Raw genomic sequence first — 20792 nt, 5'->3', positions numbered from 1 at the left:
TTTAGCCGATAAATGAAGGGAAGATTTCTATAGGACTATCTATCTGTGAGGTGCCGAACAATGAAACCAATTTCCTTTGTAATGAGTGGCTTACTATTGATGGCCCTGGCATCCTTCGGCTACTCGCAGTCGCTGGCGGATCTCGCCAAAAAGGAGCAGGAGCGGCGCCAGGCAATCAAAACAGCCGCCAAGGTGATCACCAACGAACAGGCCGCTAAGTACCAGAGCGCACCGATCACGACCATTACGCCGGCCACTGCCCCGGCGACTGATAAGCCAGGCGCGGAAAAGCCGGCCGGCGAGGGAGCGGCAAAGGCAGATGTGGCACCGGCAACCGAAGGGGCTAAACCGGCTACCGAAGGGGCTAAACCAGCCACCGATGAACCGGTGGATTTTCAGGGGCGAACAGAGAGTTTCTGGAAGCAGGCCTTCGCGGATGCACGCCAGAAGGTGAAGGACCTTGAAAGTGAGTGCAATGTTTTGATTCTGAAACGCAACGACCTGCAAAACAGATTCTACCGGGAAAGTGACGGCTATAAGCAGCAGGAGATCCAGCGCCAGATCCAGAAGACCATCTACGAACAGGATTTAAACAAGGAGAACCTCGCCAAAGCCAAGGACGCTCTCACAGATCTCGAAAAGGAAGCCCGCAAGAGCGGCGCCCTCCCCGGCTGGATCAAGTAGTGCCTGGCGTCAGGTCTCGAAAATCCAATTCTTGATAACCACCTATTCCACTTGCTGAAACCTCTCATCAAGAATTGGATTTTCAAGACCTGACACCAGGTTCTCTTGCGCGCGCCAGCAGCAAGACGGCTATTCCACCCGAAAACAGGCGATATTCCACATCATCAAATCCCGCGCCTGCAACCAGGGCCTTGAGCTCTTCCGGTTCGGGGAAAGCCTGCACGCTGTCGGGCAGATATTTATAGGGCCCCTGGACCCCTGAAATCAGAGTGCCGAGCCGTGGCAGAATTTTGAAGAAGTAAAAGCGGTACAGCCGGCCGATGATCGGGACCTTCGGCATGGAAAAATCGAGCACGCCGAGAACTCCGCCTCCGCGCAGCACCCGCCTCATTTCCTGAAGCCCCTTCTGAGCATCGGTCAGGTTTCGCAGAACGAAGGCTGACACGACCACGTCGAAACGGCAGTCTCGAAATGGCAGAGCGAGCGCGTCCCCTTCGAGAAGTGAGATCGGGTGGGGCACCGGGAAGCGAGAGATCTTGTCCCGGCCGATTTGCAGCATGGGGTGGCAGAAGTCACAACCTGCCACGGGGCCGAGCAACGAGAATGCCAGCGAGAGGTCGCCGGTGCCGCAGCCCACATCCAGGATCGCAGGCTGCGGTGAAGCAAGTCTTTTGGACACCTCCCGTACGCAGCCGCGCCGCCAGCGGCGGTCGACGTTCAGGGAGAGAACATGATTCAGGAGGTCATAATGGCGCGCGATGGCACCGAACATTTCCCGCACATCGCGCGCTTTTTCCGCCCTCCGACCTGCGACCTTCGACATCCAATCCTCGATGGTGAATTTATCCTGGTTTGTCCGAAACCGCCAGAACGCCGAGACTCCGAATGGAGAGTGCTTTGTGGCTTGGTGTCCTGCCGGTTAAAAATCTCGTCTGTGCGTCAGGAAGTCGGTGATGAAGCGGCGGATGCACGCAGGATCAAGATTGTCGACTACTGCCGACCGGCCCAGTTGCGGCAGCAGGATCATCCGGATTTTGCCGCCGCGGGACTTTTTGTCGCGTTGCAGCGCTGCCCACACCCGCTGCGCAGAGATGCCCTGCAGGGATGGCAGGCGCTCGATCCGACGTATCAGGCGGATCAGCCGCTGTGCTTCTTCGGCGCGGAATCCGCCGGTGGCTGCACTCAGCTCAGCTGTCGCGATCATCCCCCAGGCCACCGCCTCCCCGTGTTTAAACCTGCGATAGGCGGTCGCGGCTTCCAACGCGTGTCCCAAGGTGTGGCCGAAGTTCAGGATCATGCGCGTGTGCGCTTCCCTTTCATCGCCGGCCACCACTTCCGCCTTGATCCGAACGGCCCCCATGACCGCACGCGCAAGGGAGGAGGGCTCGCATGCCAGCAGCGCAGATAGCTTCTTTTCCAAATAGCCGAGCAGCGGCTCGGAGCGGATCGCGCCGCACTTGACGATCTCGTAAAGGCCCGCGGCCAGTTCTCGCGCCGGCAGGGTGCGCAGGACGGCGATATCCGACAGCACCGCACTCGGCTGATGAAAAGCACCGATGAGATTCTTGCCCCGGGCAACGTTGATGCCGACCTTGCCCCCCACGGAACTGTCCACCTGCGCCAGAAGCGTGGTGGGCACGCCCACGTAGGGTATCCCGCGCATGAAGGTCGCGGCGGCAAAGCCCGCGACATCTCCAACCACGCCGCCGCCGAAAGCCACGACCCAGGAGCGCCGGTCTGCACGGGCACGGAACAAGCCTTCGTATATTTTCGCGAGCGTGTCGTGATTCTTGAAGCGTTCCCCGTCTCCGATGCGGATCACCGGGACGGGACCGAAGGCGCCCTCCAAAGATGAGAGCAGGGCATTTCCGTGCAGGCGCAGCACGCGCGGGTTGGTCACGACCACGGGGGGCGTATCAAATCCGAGGCGCAAGAGAACGCGGCCGGCCCCGCTCAGAATATTCGCACCGACCAGAACCGGGTAGCTCCGATCCCCCAACTCCACTCGCAGCGTTTTCATGTTCGGCAAATCCCCGTGGCCGGCATACGTCAGCGTGAAATCCCTTCGAACGGGCTGCTCGCCGACGCGTAGAGCTTCCGGGGAATGCGCCCGGCCAGAAAAGCCTGCCGCCCCGCGCGGACTGCGAGGTTCATGGCCTCCGCCATGCGCAGCGGATCCTGCGCGCACGCAATCGCCGTATTCATGAGCACGCCGTCGCAGCCCAACTCCATGGCCAGGGAAGCATCGGATGCGGTTCCCACCCCTGCGTCGACAATCACAGGGAGCGAGATGGTCTCGCGGATGATTCGGATGTTGGCCGGATTTTGAATGCCGATGCCGGATCCGATCGGCGCGCCCAGAGGCATGACCGCAGCAGCACCTGCATCCTGAAGCTTGCGGGCCATGATCGGGTCGTCATTCGTGTAGGGCAGGACAACAAAGCCGTCTTTCACCAGAACGCGCGTGGCCTCCAACAAGGCCCCGGTATCCGGGAACAGCGTCTTCTGATCGCCGATGACCTCAAGCTTCACCCACTCCGAGAGACCGGCTTCTCTCCCAAGCTGGGCCGTGCGGATCGCATCATCGGCGTTGTAGCAGCCGGCAGTATTGGGCAGCAGCATAAAGCGGCTGGTATCGATGTAGTCAAGCAGCGATTCCTTGGACCGGTCGCTGATATTGATGCGCCGCACGGCGACGGTCACGATCTCAGCCCCCGATTTCTCCAGCGCCTCACGCATCTGACCGAAACTGGAATACTTCCCTGTCCCCACGATCAGGCGCGAACAAAACGTCCGCCCCGCCAGCACCAGCCCATCATCTACCACAGCCGACTCCTTGTTAATAGCAAAACAGTCACGAATAACATGAAGAATACCGAAGAATAACCCGTGTTACGAACCTTCGGATGCTTGCCGGTCAGGCAAGAAAAGCAAAATACCAACGCAGGGGACGCAGTGGAATGATCGCAGGAGCATATCGATTCTCTCCGGGTTCCGCAACCTCTGCGTCGAGATATCGGGTGCCCTTGTGTCGCTTATCCCCCGCCGACGAACTGGACGATTTCGACCTTATCGAGGTCCTTAAGAGCGGTCTGGTCCCAATCCTGGCGCCTGATGATGCGCCGGTTCAGTTCCACTGCAATTCTGTCAGGTTTGATGCCGAGGTTTTCGAGCAATTCCCGTACTGAGGCCGAGGCAGGAACAGACCTCGATTCGCCGTTAATTTCCAGCTTCATTGTTGCCTGCATGCCATGTATCATAACGGGTGATCTTGAGCCAAATCAACCAGAAAAGCCTTGACACTGCGCGGATGCGTCTACTAAGATCGAACGTCGCTTTTACCATTGGGTCCTGGTTATCTTCTTGATTTTAAAGTATTTACAGAACCCCCAAATAATCTGTCGGACTTTTCCAGGAGTTGGAGCCGAGCCCGCATGCTATCTGAGGCTACACGAAGCAGGATCTCGGTACTGATGCAGCGGTACCCCCGGGCCCGCTCCGCACTGATTCCATCCCTGCAACTGGCGCAAGACGAAGTCGGCTACTTGTCGCACGATGCCGTCCGCGAGGTCGCGGAGATCTTCACGCTCTCCGCCAACGAGGTATATGAAGTCGCCAGCTTCTACACGATGCTTTTCAAAAAGCCGGTCGGCAAATATGTGATTCAGGTTTGCACCAACATTTCCTGCCTGCTCTGCAACTGCGAGCAGATCATGGCCCATCTCCAGCAGAGGCTGGGCATCAAGCCCGGTGAGACGACTCCCGACCGGCGGTTCACGCTTCTGGAAGTGGAGTGTCTGGCATCTTGCGGCACCGCGCCGGTGGTGCAGATCAACGAGGATTACCACGAGAGCCTCACGGTTGAAAAACTCGACCGGATCCTGGATTCCCTTAACTGATGGAAACCTTGCTGTTTTACCTGTTCGGAGCGATTGCACTGATTGCGGCCATCAATGTGGTGCTGCTGCGCCGCGTGTTCTATGAGGCGCTTTCGCTGATTGTCTGTCTCAGCGCGCTCGCCGGCATCTACATGCTTCTCGAGGCGCCCTTCATCGCGGCGGTGCAGATCATCGTCTATGCCGGGGCCATTATGGTGCTGTTCCTCTTTGTGATCATGCTTCTGGACCCGTTCTCGGGAGCGGCGCATGTCGACAAAAGGAAGTATCTTGCTTTTTTGGCCTGGGTCCTCGGGGCTACGGTGCCGCTGCTGCTTTATCCGTTGCTTAGGTCCTACGACCCTTCCCGCGCGCCCCACGACCCGCTGGTTTCGGCTGGGGGGGCGGGGACCATCACGCATCTCGCGGAAACGCTTTTCAGCGACTATCTGCTCCCTTTCGAGGTGACGTCGGTGCTGATTCTCGTGGCCATCATCGGAGCGGTGGTCCTCGCCAAGCGGCAGACATAGGCGGATCATGAGCATATTTCACTGTCTGATCCTGAGCGCGCTTTTGTTTACCGTCGGGACCATCGGGGTGATCGTCAAGAAGAATGTCATTGCCATCTTCCTGTGCATCGAACTGATGCTCAACGGGGTGAATCTCAGTTTCGTAGCGTTCTCGAAGTACCTTGAGCAGGTGAACGGGCAGATATTTGTGTTCTTCGTCATGGTGGTGGCGGCGGCAGAAGCAGCCGTCGGGCTCGCCATCGCAATCACGCTTTACCGCAATCGCAAGACCCTGAGTGTCGACGATGCGGACATCATGAAGTGGTAACAGGGACCTGCGTATGACGGATTATCTCTGGCTCATCCCGCTGCTCCCTCTCGCCGGCTCGGCGCTCAACGGGATTCTGGGCAGACGGTTCCCCAAGCCGGTCATTTCCGCGATTGCCTGCACCAGCGTGGGCGCATCTTTCCTGTTTGCGGTCGCGGCGGTCGCAAGCCTGCTCGAACTGCCTCCGGCCGAGAGGCACGTCGTCGATCCCCTTTTTACCTGGATCGCGTCCGGCAACTTCGTGGCCAAAGCGGAGTTCCTCCTGGACCCGCTTTCGGCGGTCATGCTCCTTGTCGTCACCGGGGTTGGATTTCTGATTCATGTTTACTCGATCGGCTACATGCACGCCGAAGACGGGTACTACCGGTTCTTTTCGTTTCTGAATCTGTTTATGTTTTCGATGCTGGTCCTGGTCATGGCGGGCAACTTCCTCCTGATGTTCGTCGGCTGGGAAGGGGTCGGGCTCTGCTCGTATCTGCTCATCGGATATTACTTCGACCGGCGCAGCGCCGGCGATGCCGGCAAGAAGGCGTTCATCGTAAACCGGATCGGGGACGTGGGCTTCATGCTGGGTGTGCTGCTCATCTTCGTCACCTTCAAAAGCATGAACTTCACGGAGGTGTTCAGCAGGATCGCTGCCAGCCCGGCAAACTTTCCGGTCGAAACCGGTTTCGGGATTTTGACTTCGATCGGGCTCCTGCTTTTTGTGGGTGCGACCGGCAAGAGTGCGCAGATTCCCCTCTACGTCTGGTTGCCGGATGCGATGGAAGGTCCGACTCCGGTGAGTGCCTTGATCCACGCCGCCACGATGGTGACGGCGGGGGTTTACATGGTCGTGCGCTGCTCCCCGATATTCAGCCGCGCGCCCATTGCTCTCGAGGTGGTCGCCGCGATCGGCATCCTGACCGCGCTGATGGCCGCCACCATCGGCCTGGTACAGACGGACATCAAGCGGGTTCTGGCCTACTCGACTGTGAGCCAGCTGGGCTATATGTTTTTCGCCGCCGGCGTCGGCGCTTTTTCGGCCGGCATATTTCATCTCGTCACGCACGCGTTTTTCAAGGCGCTCCTCTTCCTGGGGGCGGGGAGCGTAATCCACGCCATCGGCGGCGAGCAGGATCTCATGCGCATGGGGGGACTCCGCAAATTCACCCCCACCACGCACGGCACCATGCTGGTCGCCGCGCTCGCGATCAGCGGCATATTTCCTTTCGCGGGCTTTTTCAGCAAAGACGAGATTCTGTGGTCGGCATGGGCCGCTGGGCATCCCGTCATCTGGCTGACGGGTCTGCTGACGGCGGGTCTCACGGCCTTCTACATGTTCCGGCTGATCTTTCTGGCATTTTACGGCTCGGAACGCTTTTCGGAGGAGACCCGCCACCACGTGCACGAATCGCCGCCGACCATGACCCTCCCGCTGGTGGTCCTCGGCGTGCTTTCGACCATCGGCGGATTCATCGGGCTGCCCGCATGGCTGGGCACCAACAGGTTCGAGCGGTTCCTGGAGCCCTCGCTCGAGTTTGCCTGGCGCGGGGAGCACGCGCAGCTTGCACACAGCCTGGAAATGGGATTTGCCTTGATTTCGGTGATGGTCGCGCTGCTGGGCATCTTTCTGGCATACCGCTTCTATGTCGTCAAGCCGTCCCTGCCGGAGAAACTCGCGCACAGCATGAGCGGCCCCTACACACTGCTGGCACACAAGTATTACGTGGACGAAACCTACGATGCGCTGATCGTGCACCCGGTTGCGGCGGGTTCGAGGGATGTCTTGTGGCGCGGAGTGGACGTCGGGATAGTTGATGGCGCGGTAAACGGGGCGGCCCGCGTAGTTCAGGGTGCGGCTTCCCTGTTGAAGAACATTCAAAATGGCCTGGTGCGCAGCTACGCCACCTGGATCCTGGTCGGGGTTGTGGCCATCTTGCTCTACATAACTCTGCAGCCATGGATTCTGGCCTGGCTTTCGTAATACCAGGATTATGGTTTTGCCCTGGGGTGCAGCAGCTGGCTGCCGCCTTCGAACGGCGCGAGGCGGAGCAAGATAAGGTGCAAGCAAGCTTGCGCCTTCCATGGAATGCGTCGCACATATCTTTTGCTCTGGTGACGGCACCGCATGCATATACAGAACATCCTGAGCCTGGTGACCTACCTCCCCGCAGCGGCCGCGGTCGCTCTGCTGCTGTTCCCGCGTGGCTCCGACCGGGCGATCAAGACGTTCGCCCTGCTGGCCTCGCTGGCAACCTTTGTCCTGTCGCTCCACCTTTACTATCACTTCGATATTGCGAACGGGCAAATGCAGTTCGAGGAAGCGGTCTCCTGGATCGAAGGGGGGATGATCAAGCATCATCTGGGCATAGACGGCATCAGCTTGTTCCTCATCCTGCTCACGACTTTCCTCACTCCGTTGGCCATTCTCTCTTCCTGGCGCGCGGTGACCCAGAAGGTGAAGCCGTACATGATCTGCATGCTGTTCCTGGAAACAGGAATGCTCGGGGTCTTTGCCGCACTCGATCTGGTGCTCTTCTACGTGTTCTGGGAAGTAATGCTGATCCCGATGTATTTTCTGATCGGCGTCTGGGGCGGCGAGCATCGCGTCTACGCAGCGGTCAAGTTCATCCTCTATACCATGGTCGGATCGCTGCTCATGCTGCTCGCCATCATCTATCTTTATTACCTCAACGGCGGCACTACCTTCGACCTGCTGCAGATCTCGCGCAATCTGGCTTCGGGAAGCATCCGGATCACGACGGGCGAAGAGTTCTGGCTTTTCATGGCGTTTCTGCTTGCCTTCGCGATCAAGGTGCCCTTGTTTCCGTTTCACACGTGGCTCCCGGATGCCCACGTCGAGGCGCCCACGGCCGGATCAGTGATTCTCGCGGGCGTGCTGCTGAAGATGGGGACTTATGGACTGCTGCGCTTCTGCCTGCCTCTGTTCCCTGCCGCGGCCATTGCAGTAGCGCCCTACCTTTCCATTCTCGCACTGATCGGCATAGTTTATGGGGCGCTCGTTGCCATGGTTCAGCCCGATCTGAAAAAGCTGGTGGCCTACTCGTCGGTGAGCCATATGGGGCTGGTCGTGCTTGGGATATTCGCTTTCACCCAGCAAGGTCTTCAGGGATCGACACTGCAGATGCTGAATCACGGCTTGTCGACCGGCGCATTGTTCCTCCTCGTCGGCATGATCTACGAGCGCAGGCACACGCGCCTGATCTCGGACTTTGGGGGCCTGGCGCACCGCAACCCGGTGCTGGCGGCCCTGTTTCTCGTCGTCACCCTCTCCTCGATCGGCCTGCCGGGGCTGAACGGGTTTGTGGGGGAGGTGCTCATTCTGGCGGGAACCTTTATCAAGAGTCCGGTTTTTGCCGCGGTCGCGGCAAGCGGAATGATTCTCGGCGCCGTTTATATGCTCTGGATGTACCAGCGTGTTTTCCTGGGCAACGTAACCAACCCGGCAAACCTGGAGATGAAGGATATCGGCACGCGGGAAAAACTGCTGCTGGTGCCGATTCTGCTCGTGATGCTGTGGATCGGTGTCTATTCCGCGCCTTTCCTCCAACGAATGGATGCGAGCCTTCAACTCGTGCAGCAACGCATTCACAACGCCCACGCCCCCGCGGGGGGATACAGGGTCGAACAGCGCCTCGGCAGCCCGCAACTGGGCGGCGGCCAGTGAGTCAGCAATTATGAAAAATTCGGGGGCGCAGCAGACCACGAAGTACCTGCAGCGACACAGCTGCCGCCAAAGAATCTCGACGCAGAGAGCGCAGGGATTGCGGCGAAGGACCAAGGGCACCCGTGGTCTGGGATATCTTGAATTCTCTGTCGGAAAGGGGATCCACTGCTCGGCGGGTGGTGACTAGCTAAGCGATGACTATTGACTACTTTTCGATCCTCCCTCAAATCATCCTGGTGCTGGCGGGGATGATCATCCTGCTGCTGGAGCCCTTTACGCCGCCCGCGCGCAAGAGCCGGCAGGGGCAGATCGCCGTGGCTGCCTCTTTCCTGGCTGCTTATGTGCTGTCGTTTCAGCGGCTCGGCCATCCGCGCGCCATCTTTAGCGGCATGTTTCTGGTCGACAACTTCAGCTGGGTTTTTCAGTGGCTGTTTTTCGTCATTACCGGCTTCTCCGCCCTCGTTGCGTTGCGATTTAACGAGAGGGAGTCCATCAACAGGGGTGAGTATTACGCCCTGCTCCTTTTCGCCTGCTCCGGCATGTCGCTGATGGCCGCAAGCGGTGATTTGATTCTGACCTTCCTCGGCATCGAGATCCTGTCGATTGCCACTTACATTCTGGCAGGTTTCAAGCGCACCGACCTGCGGGCCAACGAATCGTCGTTGAAATATTTTCTGCTTGGTTCCTTCGCGACCGCGTTTCTGCTTTACGGCATCGCGCTGGTATACGGCAGCACCGGCACGACGAACTACGCCGCCATCCGCCAGGTCGCAGGTTTGCAGGGCACGCCCCAGCTCACCATGGTGATCGGGTTGGGGCTGCTCTTGGTCGGATTCGGTTTCAAGGTCGCCACCGTGCCTTTCCATGCCTGGGCGCCCGACGTATACGAGGGGGCGCCGACGGCGGTCACCGCGTTCATGATCGTAGGCCCCAAGGCGGCAGGCTTCGCGGCCCTCATCCGTGTGCTCGTCCAGGCGCTGCCATCACTGCAGGCAGATTGGACCGCAATTTTGTGGGTTTGCTCCATCCTGACGATGACTGTGGGGAATGTTGTCGCCACGCTGCAGTCGAACATCAAACGAATGCTGGCCTACTCTGCAATTGCGCACGCGGGTTACATCCTGGTCGGCATCGTCGCCAACAGTTCCGCGGGCCATCGGGCGGTGATCTTCTATCTCATCGTCTACACCGCAATGAACCTGGGTGCGCTCAGCATCGTGCTCTCCCTGAGCCGGCAGGGCGATCAGCGGGTGAAGCTCGAGGATTATGCCGGCATGGGAAGAACCCAACCCCTGACGGCCGCGGCGCTTTCGCTCTTCCTGATCTCACTGGCGGGAATTCCGCTGACCGGCGGATTCATCGGGAAGTTCTTCCTTTTCAGTGCTGCGATTCAAAGGGGTTACGTGGGCCTTGCCATCATAGGGGTCCTCAACAGCGTGCTCTCGGTCTACTACTACTTCCGCCTGATGGTGTACATGTACATGAAGGAACCGCAGGAAGCACAGATCGAAAGCATACCGCTGACGGCCCTGGCTGCGATCGCCATTGCGGCTCTGGGCGTGCTGTGGGCCGGCATCTCTCCGAATTGGATCCTGAACCTTGCCAGTCGTTCCATCCTTCCCCTACAATAATTGGTACTATGAAAGATATCCGCAAGAAGCTTCAGGACGAGCTGAATGTAATCGAGCGCGAGCTGCGTGTCGACCTTCCCAAGGAGATACTGAGAGCCCGCGAGCACGGTGACTTGAGCGAGAATGCCGAGTACAAGGCGGCGAAGGAGCGTCAGGCCTATCTTGAAGGCAAGAAAGCAAATCTTCAGGCACGGCTTGCCGCCCTGTCGCTCATCAATCTGGAAAAAATCCCTCACGACCGCGTTGCTTATGGGTCGCGTGTGGTGCTGTACGATGCAGGCGCCGACAAGGAACTGAGCTACACCCTCGTTTCACCGGAGGAATCCGACATCAGCCAGGGCTTGATATCGAGTTCATCCCCTATCGGGCGGAGTCTGATGGGAAAGGCTGAGGGCGATGAGGTGCATATCGTTACGCCTTCGGGACCGAAGGACTACGAAATCCGCTCCCTCACCACGATCCACGACCTCGAGGACTAGCGAAGGAACCGCGAAGCAGCCACAAAGAACAGACAAACACGGGACGGATTCCTGCCAATCCTGTGATGCGCGTTCTTTGCGGCTGCCCTTGTCTCTTGGTCTCTGCCTCAGAAGAACAGCAGCATCATGATGACTACAAAGGTCAGCAGCGCCAGAAACTCAATAAAAGCCAGGCCTAGAAAGATGAAGATCCGGATGGTGTCGGTTGCACCTGGATTGCGGGAGACCCCTTCGCACGCAGCCGCAAGCGCGCGGCTCTGAGCATATCCGCAGCCGGCAGCGGCCAGCGCCATGCCAAATCCGGCGGATATGAGCAGCCACTGGTAATTTCTAGCCTTGCTCGCCGCGGCTCCCGCCTCACCCTGAGCAAAAACCGGAACTACCATCGTGAGGAGTACGACACCCATGAGTGCGGCCAGAATCAACTTTCTTCCCATCAGAAGTCTCCTTTCAAGAGATGCATTCATCACAGCAAATCGCGGTATGGATCGTGCTCAGGCCGCCGCTGCCTGCGGCGCGCCTTCGTGGTGTCCCGCACCATGTTCCTCTTTGTGCTCCGCCGATTCTTCCACGGCGCCCGAGATGTAAACCAGGGTCAGCAGCACGAATATAAAGGCCTGGATCGTGCTGGCGAACAGAGCCAGGAACATGACCGGAACGGAGGCCAGAACCGGGAAAATGTACTGGTTGAGGGATCCGATGATCAACTCTTCTGCAAAAATATTGCCGAAAAGGCGCAGGCTCAGCGAAAGAATGCGTGCCAGATGGCTGACGATCTCGACCGGGAACAGCAGCCAGGCGAGCCACCAGACCGGCCCCATGAAATGTGCCAGGTATCCAATCAACCCGTGCTTTCGAATGCCATGATAGTTGTAATAAACAAAAGTGCAGACGGCGCACGAGGCAGTTACATTTAGATTGCTGGTCGGAGAGAGAAAACCTGGAATGAGCCCCAGCAGGTTGCCGCAAAGGATGTAGACCGCCAGCGTCCCGATCAACGGGAAATACTGGAGCGAGTCCTTGCCGACGACTTCCTTCATCAATCCCTGCAGAGTCTCCAGCACAATTTCGATCAAGTGCTGCATGCGGGTGGGATTCTCGACGCTCAACCGGCTTCTCAGCCATATCGCAAAAGAAATGAGCCCGAGCGAGACCAGAAGGATCATCACGATGTGATCCGGAACGGCATGACCATTGGCGGCGATATTGAACCCGAGAGCGCGCGCAATGGGATCGAACAGATATTGATTGATAAAATTCGCGACGGGGCTTTGCTCGTGCATGTTATTCGGGGCTGCTGCCGTAAGCTTCGAGGACGCCTTCAATAAAAACGCTGCAGATGAAGACCGCAAGGCCGGCTACTGCAGCGAGAATGTCCAAAAAAAGAAAGCGGATCATAGCATACAGGCACAGGGGAATCAACAGAAGGCGCAAAAAAAAGCCCGCTAACACCTTAGATTTCGAGCGTTTCAGGTCGCCCGTGAATATCGAGTTGATCGTCGACCGCAACCAGAAGAGATTCGCCCCGGCAAGCCCCGCCCCGGCGGCGAAAGACACCGCCTCGCGGCCGCCGAAGCCCGCCCACGCCAGGAGGCTCCCGCCGGCCGTCAACCCCAAGGTCAGCCAGAAAAGGCGCCGTTCAAGATTCCCTGCCCGAGCAATTGCCATCATCGCCACGATTGGGCGCCAGGATCCTCACGATTTCATAGAAGCCGGCGCCCGCTCCGAAAAAAGTAATAATTATGCTTCCCCACGGGAAGCTGTGCAGATACCGATCAACCAGGAAATATCCCACGATCCATCCCGCAGTCATCGAGGCGGGCAGAATCATGATGATTCCCGAAAGCCGGGCGATCACCGCCCCTTGAGAACGGCGACGCTCCCCATCGTGCTGTCGTCTCATACGTTGCTCACTGTATCAAAATATCAGCGCAGAGGGCCCAAGGAAAACCACCCGGCTTGTTGCCCTGCGGCCTCTGCGTCGAGGTTTTGTGGACATAGCCGTAATCGATTTCTGCTTGTGCCACCGGAGCGAATGTCCTATAGTAGCGCCCGTATTGTTCCCATGACTGTGGCCAAGGGTAGGAGGCACAGTCACTTGCCGGTGACAAATCCAACGGAGGTATCATGATTGCACGCACGTCCATGTCGCACCGCGACATTTCGACACGCTTCTATCGGGCCGCGCTGGTTCTGCTTCTTGTGCTGCTGCCGCTCACGCTGCTGGCGCAAGGCGGCGGCCAGGCCGCCCCACCAAAGACTGCCCCGTCCAGCTGGGCTGACGAGATCTTGAAGCAGGAGGGCTATGTTACACCGCCGCCTGAGCTGGTAGCCGCGGTCACTGCGCCTCGGCACGAGAACGTGAATCTATCCAACGCGAGTCCGGACAAGAAGTGGTTCCTGAACGAGATCGGCGATGGTCCCGTGCTTATGAAGACATTTTCGAAGCCGTTCGACGAGTTGGGTGGGGTCTTCATCGATTTCAAGGCGAATCGAGCACGATCGCTGACGGTTCGAAACAACGTAGGCATCCAGCTCATCTCGGCAACGGACGGTACCAGGAAGCAGATTCAGCTTCCGGCAGGTGCGCGCGTGTCCAATGCCACGTGGTCGCCGGACAGCAAGAGCATCGCCTTCTTCGTGCATGGTGAGAGCGCGACCCACATCTGGATCGCAGACGTCGCGACCGGACAGTCTCGGCAGCTCACGAAAACGCCCGTGCTGGCGACCAGGGTCATGAACTTCGACTTCACCGAAGACGGCAAGCAGATTGCCACCGTGCTCATTCCGGATGGACGTGCACCCAGGCCGGTGCGGCCCGATGTGCCGGTCGGACCGGAAATCAAAATCACCGACAACAACAGGAATCGCCTGCGCACCTTCCCGAGCCTGATGACGACGCAGTACGATTTTCAGCTGCTCGAGTGGCACTCGACCGGTCAGGTCGCCTTGATCAACGTGCAGACCGGTGCGGTGAAAAAAATCGGCAAACCGGAGATGGTCACTTCGATCGATGCCTCACCGGATGGCAACTACCTCCGCGTCACCCACATGACAAAGCCATTCTCCTACATCGTCCCGGTCGGCAACTTCGGTTCAGTAGAAGAGGTGTGGGATACCAACGGTGCGATGCTGACAGAACTCAACAAGCGGCCGCTCAATTTGGGCGCTGCCCCTGACGACACAACACCCCCGGCTCCTCAGGCGCCGGGAGGCGCGCGCGGCGGTGCGGAACAGACCGGTCGCCGTGAGCTCGCGTGGCGGCCCGACGGACAGGGCTTCACTTATCTTGAGCAAGAAGCGCCACCGCCCGGGACTGCCGGAGCGGGAGGTGACCGTGCCGCGGCGGTCCGCGCCCTGGTCGGCGCGCGCGGCGGCACACGCGGTGCCGGGGCGGGAGGCGGACAGCAAGGCCCGCCGCGCAAGGACCGTTTGATGCAGTGGCTGCCGCCGTTTGACGCCAAGAGCGCAAAAATGATTTTTGAAAACAACACGCGCATGTCCAATCATCGCTTTTCGCCTGACATGCAGATTCTCTTTTTCAGGGAGACGAGCGGCCAGAATACCCTCGAGGTCGCGGTGTACCTCGCCGAGCCGACACAGCGCTACACTCTGGCGCAGTTCCGCACCGATGATGTCAACGCGAACCCGGGTTCGCTGGTGTCGGCACGCGGCGGTGGCGGCGGCGGGCGCGGCGGTGGCGGCGGTGGTGGCGGCCGCGGCGGTGGTGGCGGTGCCGGTGGCGGCACGGTCCTGCTCTCGGCTGACCACAACAGCGTGTTCTATGAAGGCACGGTGAACGACAAGAGCCCGGAACAAGTCGGGCCGAAGTCATTTCTCGATAAGGTTGCCATCAAGACCGGTGAAAAGGCGCGCATCTACGAAAGCGACAATAAAAACGTTTACGAGCGCATCTCCACGATTCTCGACATCGATGCCGGCCGGTTCATCATCGCGCGCGAGAGCCCGACCGAGGTGTCGCAGAGTTACCTTGTGGAGGGGACCAGCCGGAAGCAGCTCACCCAGAACAAGGACCTGTTCCCGGACCTGACGAGTGCTTCCAGACAGCGCATCCAGGTCGAACGGGCCGACGGTTTCCACTTTCGCGTGACCGTAATGCTGCCGCCGGGTTACAAGGAGGGGACGCGGTTGCCGGCGATCTTCTGGTTCTACCCCCGTGAGTTCGACACCCAGCAAAACTTCGATCAGCCCGACCGCACGTTCAACAAGAATACATTCCAGTCCTACGGCACCCGATCGATCCAGTTCTTTGTACGGCTCGGCTATGCCGTCGTTGTCGATACCCCCGCCCTGCCGATCGTCGGGCAGCAAGGCCAGCAGAACAACAACTATGTGAACGATCTGCGGAACGATCTGGCCGCCGTGATTGACGAATTGGACCGTCGCGCCATCATCGACCGCCAACGCCTGGCCATCGGTGGCCACAGCTATGGCGCGTTTACGACCGTGAACGCGATGGTTCACACACCGTTCTTCAAGGCGGGCATCGCAGGTGACGGCGCTTACAACCGCACGCTCACGCCGCTCGGATTTCAGAACGAGCGTCGTGACCTGTGGGAGGCGCGCGACGTCTACCTCGGGATGTCGCCGTTTCTTTATGCCAACAACCTCACCGGCGCGCTGCTCATGTACCACAGCCTGGCCGATCAGAACGTGGGCACGGATCCTGACAACTCGATCCGCCTGTTCCATGCCCTGAACGGGATGGGCAAGACGGCGGCGATGTACTTGTATCCGTACGAGGATCACGGCCCGGTGGCCAAGGAAACGCTCCTCGACCAGTGGGCCCGGTGGGCCGCGTGGCTCGACAAGTACGTCAAGAATCCTCAGCCAAAGGAGACCAAAAAAGCAACCGATACCCCGATCCAGCGCTGATCACCATCAGCAGATCCAGATCGCAAGGGGCGCCCGGGAAACTCTTCCGGCGCCCCTTGCGCATCTTCCGAGACCAGCTTTTCAACCCACGATAGAGACGAGGCTCACGAAGACCATTTCGTGTGCGTCGGGCACTTCGTGGTTTTTTTTGCCTGCGCAAAATCTCTTTTGTGAAACCAGGGATGTTTGGTAGGCTTCTTTGCGCCGGAGAGGTACCGAAGTGGTCGTAACGGGCTCGACTCGAAATCGAGTTAGGGGCCAAAAGCCTCTACGCGGGTTCGAATCCCGCCCTCTCCGCCAAACCCTACAAAGCGAATTCGTGCTCCAAACGGATTGAGGTTCTGCCCCATCGTTTCCTCTGGAAAGACAGGGTTGTGCCGTTCTCATGTAAAGGTCGCGGGCTTTGACCGTCTTGCGGTGGCCGCCACATGGCCGATACTGCTGCCCATCTTGTGGATCGGGTCTTCCCGGAAGTGCCGGTCCGGCAGTGGGTGCTGTCGCTCCCTTTTGCCCTTCGCTATCGCCTAGCCTGCGACTCATCCCTGCTTTCGAGGATCTCGCCGTGCCGTCCGACCCGCGCTGCGTCGCCGTTTCGGGCTTCAGCCTCCATGCCAATGTGTGTATCCCGGCTCGTGACCGCATGCGTCTCAAACGGCTTCTTCGTTACGCAGGTCGCCCTGCGGTCGCAACCGAGCGCCTGTCGCTTCTGCCCGACGGCAGGCTCCTCTATCACCTCAAACGCCGCTGGCGCGACGGAACCACCCACGTCATCTTTGAGCCCCTGGAACTCCTCGGCAAACTTGCCGCGCTTGTGCCTCCACCGCGGTTTCATCTGGTTCGCTACTCAGGCATACTGACCCCGGCGGCCGCCTGGAGGCCCTTGATAATTCCTGAATCAGCATTTCAAGCTCCCCTGCCCCATCCCGGCTGTGCGCCAGCAGATATGCGGCCCACAATCGAAATAGGCAAACCAAAAAGGTATAACGGCGTTGCGCCACAGGCTCGAGCGGCTGGAATCAGAATCGGCAGCTCGCCGCAGGGCCGGCAAAAGCAGCAGAGCGCCCACCAAGTAGCGTGCTCCGTTTACCGTCCACGCATCCATGTAGTTGGTGAAGTGCTTCAGGAAGAGAGGAATGCTGCCCCAGGACACAACTGCAGCCACGAGAGCGGGCACAGCGAGTGAAGACTTTTTTCCCATAAGGGGTGGCATTATGCCAGAATCAGCCACCGGGGAAAATGGTGGCTCCAGAAATCAGGGCTAACCTGCCGTGAAATCAGTCTCGTCCAACGCATCAGTTCACGCCTGTCTGCGGGCGGGACGCGCACGCTGCCAGTCCGTCCGATCTGTCAAGCATCGGATGCTTTAGCGCCGAGCCTCTCAAGATGCAGAATCCGGGATCGCGGACTTACGGCGGAAATCCGCACAACCTGTTGCGGAGACCCGGCATCCGATGCCAGAAGAAGGAGCCCAAGCTTCACTTTTAGATCCCGAATTGTTTCTTACACGGAAGGGACTTAAAGCGTTGCGTTTTTGTGCACCGTAGTGGCAGCATGTGTGACGGGCCGCGGTCGCCCCGAACATGCCGGGAAAGAGCTCGCCGGAGGAGAAGTTTCGTGAATCCGGTTGCGTACGTTGCTTTATACAAAGAAGGATCATGCGGCTACTGTGGAATGTACCGTGGGAAAGTCGTGATCGCGGAGATATAGTGCCGCTCCCATGACTTGCTGCCGATGGAAGCTTATTCTCCGGCGTTACGTCATCGGATTCCCGGTAATCAGGCCGACTTGGGTGGACCCGCAATCGAAGAGGACAAACATGGCCGTCAGCGTTGGCCTGGTGTGGGTTACTGGCCCGAATTGGTAGACTTTCAAACCCATTTTCGCGCGCGATTATCTGACGATAAGGTTCGAGAAGAAGGCATCGCCCGCGGCAGCCGCACCGCTGCAGCCGACTGACGATAGAGGAGAACTTATGTCGCGTCTGAACGAAGTGCAGCCCGTTCCGATCTTCGGCATTGCCGGAAAGATATACCGTGATCCCGAACACCCGCTAGAGGAGGGGCTTCTTCAGCACATGCTGGGTTGTCCAGTAAAGATGCCGCCTTCGGGTACCGGCTTCAGCACCCGGCGGGGCACTGGTTTCGGCTATCGCACCTTTCCGACGCCTGCTGCGGCCCCAGCCGCGGCAGGACAACCGGTGCACAACGAGGACGCATCGGCCCTGATCGTTTTCCACGGTTCGATCTTCAATGCCCGCGAACTGCGCGTGGAACTGTCCAGTCTTGGCCACACCTTCCGGTCCGATTCGCAGGCAGAGGTCGCTCTTCACGGCTTCGAACAATGGGGCAAAGCGGTTGCTCTGAAGCTGAGAGGGCCGTTCGTGTTCGCGGTGCAGGACTCCAGGCAGGGTGCTCTGTTCATCGCGCGCGATCGCATCGGACTCAAGCCGATGTTCTACGCGCACCTGAATCCGGGATCCCCGGATGAGGCGCTGCTCTTCGCCAGCGAGGTGAAGTCGTTCCTGGCCGATCCGGCCTTCGAGCGCCGGATCAGCATCATGGCGCTGAACCATTACCTCACCTGCCAGTACGTGCCGCATCCGCTGTCGATCTTCTCGGGGGCAGCGAAGCTCCCTCCGGGGTATTGGCTCGTCTATAAGGATGGCAAGGTCGCGACGGAGCGCTACTGGCAACTGCAGTACGAGCCGAAGAGCCGGATCACGGAAGAAGAGGCCGTGGAGGAATCGCTGGCGCAGGCCGACGACGCCGTGCGCGTGCGACTCGCAGGGGGAGGCTCGATCGGCTGCCACCTCAGCGGCGGCACTGACTCGTCCACGATCGTCGCCCTGGTTCGCCGCCACACGAGCGGCGAGCTGAAGACATTCTCCATCGGTTTCCGCGAAGATGAGTTCAACGAACTACCCTACGCCCGGCAGGTTGCCCGGCAGTTCAGCACCCGACATCATGAGTTCGTGGTGGAACCCAGCGCGCTGGAATGCCTGGGAGACCTCGCTTGGTTCTTCGACGAGCCCATGGCTGACAGCAGCGGCATCCCGACCTACTACCTGTGCAAACTGACTGCAGAGCACGTCGACATCGCGCTCAACGGAGACGGCGGCGACGAGAGCTTCGCGGGTTACAGGCGCTATGGCGGATTCACGTCGCACCGCCGCTATCGGATGATCCCACGCCCGTTGCGCGCTCTTGCCGACGGTCCCTTTGCCCTGCTTGCCCGCCTGTTTCCCATGAGCGTCAAGGCGGAGCTACTCTCCTACGTGAACCATACCACGCTGATCAGCAAGGAGCAGCTTTACACCCAGTGGCTGGTCATCTTTCGGGAGTACGAGAAGCATCGCCTGCTGGCCACAGCGCATCGCCCCCTCATGCGGCAGGCCGAGGCCGAATCGGATAAGATGACCGTGGACCTGATGAACCTGGTGCCGGAACGGGCATGGATTGACCGGATGACGTTCTCCGACATATCGCTGTATCTGCCGGGGGCGCTGATCCCGAAAGTCGAGCGCATGTGCAGCGCCTTCTGTCTGGACGGCCGTGCGCCTCTCCTCGACCAACAGGTGATGGATTTCGCGGCACATCTGCCCGCGAATCTGCGGTTCAAGGACGGAACGCTGAAATATCTACTCAAGAAAGCGGTGCTGCGGTACTTCCCCGAAGAGTTTCTCAACCGGCCCAAACAGGGGTTCGGCGTGCCGATCGGAGATTGGGTGCGGGGGGGACTGCGGCCGTTGGCCGAGGAATTCCTGCTCAGTCGACGGGCGCTGTCGCGCGGCTTCTTCGAACCCGCCTGCGTGCGCCGCATGCTCGGCCAGCACATCCGCCGCAGCCAGGATCACGCCTCTCGGATCTGGGCGTTGATGGTTCTGGAGGCATGGTGCCGCACGTTCCTCGATCGGGATAATCCGCTGGCAGGACCGCTGAAGTTCCAGTAGCCTTATCGGGGTCGGGCCTGAAATATTGCTTTTTTGTGTGTGACGATGAGCCGTCTACAAATGAAAGAGTAAGTAATGAAGGGCTGATCCTTGCTCCTCTCTCACCCGACCAGATCTGCGATAACCACTTCGGCGATGGTGGGATGGACTACATCGGCGCCAACCAGAATGCGCGCGGGAAAGGTCTGGGCAACGGCGACGAAACGCATGCCGGCGGCCTTGGCGGCCTCGATCCCGTTGAGGGCGTCCTCAACGACTTGTATCCAGCTGCCCAAATTCGCAAGTCCTCTAAAGGTCGCAGCTTTGCATGCGCGTTGGTTCTGGATGCTGGCATCGTGCAATGAGGCAAGCCCAGACGAGGCAATCGCAAGTTACCATACGCTGCAGGCTGATTTCATCTATAATGTCTGGCACTACTGGTATAGCAACGTTGGCACGTTAGGTGCAGGTCGATCGGCTACAGGTCTGGCCCGACCGGCGACACTCCAGATTTACTTACAAATACGACCCAGTCGGAAGGGTCGTCGCCGCCACTCAAACCGTCAACGACGGCAATGGTAATTGGTCGGTTTCAGCGAGCTTCAGTATGGTGCATTACTATGCGGCACAGTTTGCCTACGAGCAGGGTGGGAGCCAACAGCTGGGACGCGCGGAAAACTGCCTGCGCAAAGCTCTCCGCATCAATCCTCAGTTTGTGCCCGGCATTCACATGCTTTCGCAAATACTGGCGATGCGCGAGGAGAGCCGTTCCGAAGCCCTCGAATTGGCGAA

General features: G+C 59.2%; 20 protein-coding genes, 1 tRNA gene and 1 pseudogene. 12 read left to right on the top strand and 10 right to left on the bottom strand.

Annotation, left to right across the window (positions count from 1 at the left end; genetic code table 11):
- Nucleotides 1–60 precede the first annotated feature (60 nt).
- The gene (locus LAP85_01825; protein MBZ5495114.1) at nt 61–684 is read left to right on the top strand and encodes a hypothetical protein; all 624 of its coding nucleotides are present in this window, start codon (nt 61–63) and stop codon (nt 682–684) included.
- 82 nt (nt 685–766) lie between these two features.
- On the opposite strand, the gene LAP85_01820 is transcribed toward LAP85_01825, so the two are convergent.
- The 4 genes from LAP85_01820 to thiS form a co-directional block, all read right to left on the bottom strand.
- Nucleotides 767–1507, bottom strand: coding sequence for a ubiquinone/menaquinone biosynthesis methyltransferase (locus LAP85_01820; GenBank protein ID MBZ5495113.1), 741 nt, complete (start codon nt 1505–1507; stop codon nt 767–769).
- A gap of 96 nt (nt 1508–1603) precedes the next feature.
- The gene (gene aroB / locus LAP85_01815) at nt 1604–2704 is read right to left on the bottom strand and encodes a 3-dehydroquinate synthase (GenBank protein MBZ5495112.1); all 1101 of its coding nucleotides are present in this window, start codon (nt 2702–2704) and stop codon (nt 1604–1606) included.
- Nucleotides 2705–2733: 29 nt separating this feature from the next.
- A complete protein-coding gene (locus tag LAP85_01810) occupies nt 2734–3510 on the bottom strand; it encodes a thiazole synthase (protein MBZ5495111.1) in 777 nt (258 codons plus the stop codon).
- A gap of 209 nt (nt 3511–3719) precedes the next feature.
- Nucleotides 3720–3920, bottom strand: coding sequence for a sulfur carrier protein ThiS (gene thiS, locus LAP85_01805; GenBank protein MBZ5495110.1), 201 nt, complete (start codon nt 3918–3920; stop codon nt 3720–3722).
- A gap of 198 nt (nt 3921–4118) precedes the next feature.
- On the opposite strand from thiS, the gene nuoE reads away from it, so the two are divergent.
- From nuoE to LAP85_01770, 7 genes are all read left to right on the top strand, one after another.
- Nucleotides 4119–4583, top strand: coding sequence for an NADH-quinone oxidoreductase subunit NuoE (gene nuoE, locus LAP85_01800; GenBank protein MBZ5495109.1), 465 nt, complete (start codon nt 4119–4121; stop codon nt 4581–4583).
- Nucleotides 4583–5089 carry an NADH-quinone oxidoreductase subunit J gene (locus LAP85_01795; GenBank protein MBZ5495108.1) on the top strand — a complete coding sequence of 169 codons (507 nt, stop codon included), beginning with the start codon at nt 4583–4585 and terminating at the stop codon, nt 5087–5089. The genes nuoE and LAP85_01795 overlap by 1 nt, the downstream gene beginning before the upstream one ends.
- Before the next feature lie 4 nt (nt 5090–5093).
- Nucleotides 5094–5396, top strand: a complete 303-nt coding sequence (gene nuoK, locus LAP85_01790) for an NADH-quinone oxidoreductase subunit NuoK (GenBank protein ID MBZ5495107.1) — start codon at nt 5094–5096, stop codon at nt 5394–5396.
- A 13-nt stretch (nt 5397–5409) separates the two neighbouring features.
- The gene (gene nuoL, locus LAP85_01785) at nt 5410–7362 is read left to right on the top strand and encodes an NADH-quinone oxidoreductase subunit L (protein MBZ5495106.1); all 1953 of its coding nucleotides are present in this window, start codon (nt 5410–5412) and stop codon (nt 7360–7362) included.
- A gap of 144 nt (nt 7363–7506) precedes the next feature.
- The gene (locus tag LAP85_01780) at nt 7507–9066 is read left to right on the top strand and encodes an NADH-quinone oxidoreductase subunit M (protein ID MBZ5495105.1); all 1560 of its coding nucleotides are present in this window, start codon (nt 7507–7509) and stop codon (nt 9064–9066) included.
- Nucleotides 9067–9260: 194 nt separating this feature from the next.
- Nucleotides 9261–10697: an NADH-quinone oxidoreductase subunit N gene (locus LAP85_01775; protein ID MBZ5495104.1), complete on the top strand. Its 1437-nt coding sequence runs from the start codon at nt 9261–9263 to the stop codon at nt 10695–10697.
- Nucleotides 10698–10705: 8 nt separating this feature from the next.
- Complete coding sequence (locus tag LAP85_01770) at nt 10706–11176, top strand: transcription elongation factor GreA (protein ID MBZ5495103.1); 471 nt, start codon at nt 10706–10708, stop codon at nt 11174–11176.
- A gap of 107 nt (nt 11177–11283) precedes the next feature.
- Here the strand turns inward: LAP85_01770 and LAP85_01765 are convergent, their stop codons facing one another.
- The 4 genes from LAP85_01765 to LAP85_01750 form a co-directional block, all read right to left on the bottom strand.
- Nucleotides 11284–11583 (bottom strand): ATP synthase F0 subunit C, encoded by a 300-nt coding sequence (locus LAP85_01765; GenBank protein MBZ5495102.1) that lies wholly within the window; start codon nt 11581–11583, stop codon nt 11284–11286.
- Nucleotides 11584–11670: 87 nt separating this feature from the next.
- A complete protein-coding gene (gene atpB / locus LAP85_01760; protein MBZ5495101.1) occupies nt 11671–12459 on the bottom strand; it encodes a F0F1 ATP synthase subunit A in 789 nt (262 codons plus the stop codon).
- A gap of 1 nt (nt 12460) precedes the next feature.
- Nucleotides 12461–12847, bottom strand: coding sequence for an ATP synthase subunit I (locus LAP85_01755; GenBank protein MBZ5495100.1), 387 nt, complete (start codon nt 12845–12847; stop codon nt 12461–12463).
- The gene (locus LAP85_01750; protein ID MBZ5495099.1) at nt 12816–13079 is read right to left on the bottom strand and encodes an AtpZ/AtpI family protein; all 264 of its coding nucleotides are present in this window, start codon (nt 13077–13079) and stop codon (nt 12816–12818) included. Before LAP85_01750 ends, LAP85_01755 begins: the two co-directional genes overlap by 32 nt.
- Nucleotides 13080–13303: 224 nt before the next feature.
- Here LAP85_01750 and LAP85_01745 point away from each other — a divergent pair, with 224 nt between their 5' ends.
- From LAP85_01745 to LAP85_01735, 3 genes and pseudogenes are all read left to right on the top strand, one after another.
- Nucleotides 13304–16072 carry a prolyl oligopeptidase family serine peptidase gene (locus tag LAP85_01745; protein MBZ5495098.1) on the top strand — a complete coding sequence of 923 codons (2769 nt, stop codon included), beginning with the start codon at nt 13304–13306 and terminating at the stop codon, nt 16070–16072.
- Nucleotides 16073–16278: 206 nt separating this feature from the next.
- Nucleotides 16279–16372, top strand: a tRNA-Ser gene (locus tag LAP85_01740).
- Between the two features lie 103 nt (nt 16373–16475).
- Nucleotides 16476–16931: pseudogene (locus tag LAP85_01735) on the top strand (transposase).
- A 36-nt stretch (nt 16932–16967) separates the two neighbouring features.
- On the opposite strand, the gene LAP85_01730 reads toward LAP85_01735, so the two are convergent.
- Entirely contained in the window at nt 16968–17270 is a 303-nt protein-coding gene (locus LAP85_01730; GenBank protein ID MBZ5495097.1) for an EamA family transporter, read from the bottom strand.
- A gap of 774 nt (nt 17271–18044) precedes the next feature.
- On the opposite strand from LAP85_01730, the gene asnB reads away from it, so the two are divergent.
- On the top strand, nt 18045–20021 hold the full coding sequence (gene asnB, locus LAP85_01725) for an asparagine synthase (glutamine-hydrolyzing) (protein MBZ5495096.1): 1977 nt from the start codon (nt 18045–18047) through the stop codon (nt 20019–20021).
- 101 nt (nt 20022–20122) lie between these two features.
- Here asnB and LAP85_01720 read toward each other — a convergent pair whose 3' ends face one another.
- A complete protein-coding gene (locus LAP85_01720) occupies nt 20123–20296 on the bottom strand; it encodes a hypothetical protein (GenBank protein ID MBZ5495095.1) in 174 nt (57 codons plus the stop codon).
- Nucleotides 20297–20792: the final 496 nt, after the last annotated feature.

It is taken from the genome of Terriglobia bacterium (genome assembly GCA_020072565.1).
Lineage (GTDB): Bacteria > Acidobacteriota > UBA6911 > UBA6911 > UBA6911 > JAFNAG01.
This window is presented reverse-complemented; position numbering and strand designations above follow the sequence as displayed.